1 protein-coding gene is annotated in these 1,552 nt (G+C 74.1%); it reads right to left on the bottom strand.

Annotated features, from left to right (window positions below):
* Positions 1-1,552 (bottom strand): beta strand repeat-containing protein (locus ON21_RS30380; RefSeq protein WP_039803656.1); only part of this gene is annotated, 1,552 nt, incomplete at both ends.

Raw genomic sequence — 1,552 nt, 5'->3', positions numbered from 1 at the left:
GCCTTCCAGACTGCTCGACAAACCCGCACCCGCATTGCCCGCAGCGCCCAGACCTGTCTCCAGGCCCGAGCCGAGGTGTGCGCCCGCGCTGGACGCACCCTCCAGACCACTCGACAAACCCGCACCCGCATTGCCCGCAGCACCCAGACCGGTCGACAAGCCCGTCTCCAGGCCCGAAGCGAGCCCGGCGCCCGCCTGAACTCCCGCGTTCAGCCCGGCCGACAGGCCCGAACCCAGCCCCGCACCCGCCTGGGTTCCGGCATCTACGGCACCGGTCAGCCCGGTACCGGCCTGCACCGCTCCGCCCACGCCGGTGGACAGGCCCCCTCCGATGCCGGTGGACAAGCCCGCCGCCAGGCCGCTCGCACCGTGGACCCCGGCATCGAACGCACCGCCGAGCCCGGTCTCCAGGCCCGTGCCGACCTGCCCGCCGGTGTGCAGCGAGCTGTCCAGTCGGCCGCCGAGCTCGGCTCCGGTGTTCACGGCCGCGCCGAGACCCGTCGCCAGTCCGGTCTCCAGACCCGCCGTCGCCTGCGTGCCGAGGTTTCCGGCGCCGCCGATGGCGGAGGAGAAGTTGCCTCCGAGTCCGGCCCCGAGATTGCCGGATCCCTGTGCCGCGGTGTCGATTCCGCCGGTGAGCCCGGTCGTCGCCTGCCCCGTGGCATCGAGTGCGCCACCGAGCCCGGTCTCCAGACCGGAGCCGATCTGCGCGCCCGCGTCGGCCGCCCCGTGCAATCCGGTGGACACCCCGGCGCCGAGACCGGCGCCCGCCTGCGCACCGCTGTCGATGGCCGACCCCAGACCGGTGGTCACCCCGCCGACTCCGTTCAGCGCGCCCTCCAGTCCGGCCCCCGCACCGGCACCGAGATCAGCAGCCGCATCCGAAGCCCCTTCCAGCCCCGCGCCGACTCCGGCGGTCAAGTCCGTCGCGGCACCAATGGAGCCGTCCACAGCGCCTCCGAGGCTCGTACCCACGCCGGTACCAAGATCCGCAACCCCGCCGATCGCGCTCCCGACACCCGCGGTCAGATCGGTCGCCGCACCGGCGGCACCCCCGAGACCCGCCTCCAAGCCCGTGCCGACCTCAGCCGCACCACCCAGGCCCGCGCCGACTCCGGCGGTCAAGTCCGTCGCGGCACCGATGGAGCCGTCCACAGCGCCTCCGAGGTTCGCACCCAGGCCGGTCGACGTGTCGACAGCACCCTCCAGACCAGCCCCGACACCGGCGCCCAGCCCTGCGGTCACGTCGGTCGCCGCGCCCAGACCGCTCTCGAGGCCCGCACCCACACCGGTGGCGAGGTCTACCGCACCATCGACCGTGCTTTCGAGACCCGCGCCGAGACCGGTCGTCGCGTCGACAGCGCCCTCCAGACCGACGCCCAGGCCCGAGGTCACATCGGTCGCGGCGCCCAGACCACCTTCCAAGCCCGCGCCCAAGCCCGCGGAGATGTCCGTGGCGCCCTGCACAGCTCCCTCGAGACCTGCGCCGACACCCGTCGTGATGTCCGCCGCGCCACCGATGGCACCTTCCAGGCCCGCACCGAGCCCGGTC

It is taken from the genome of Nocardia araoensis NBRC 100135 (assembly GCF_000308435.1).
GTDB classification, from domain to species: Bacteria; Actinomycetota; Actinomycetes; order Mycobacteriales; family Mycobacteriaceae; genus Nocardia; species Nocardia araoensis.
The sequence above is the reverse complement of the archived record's forward strand: the minus strand, read 5'-3'. Positions and strand labels throughout refer to the sequence as shown.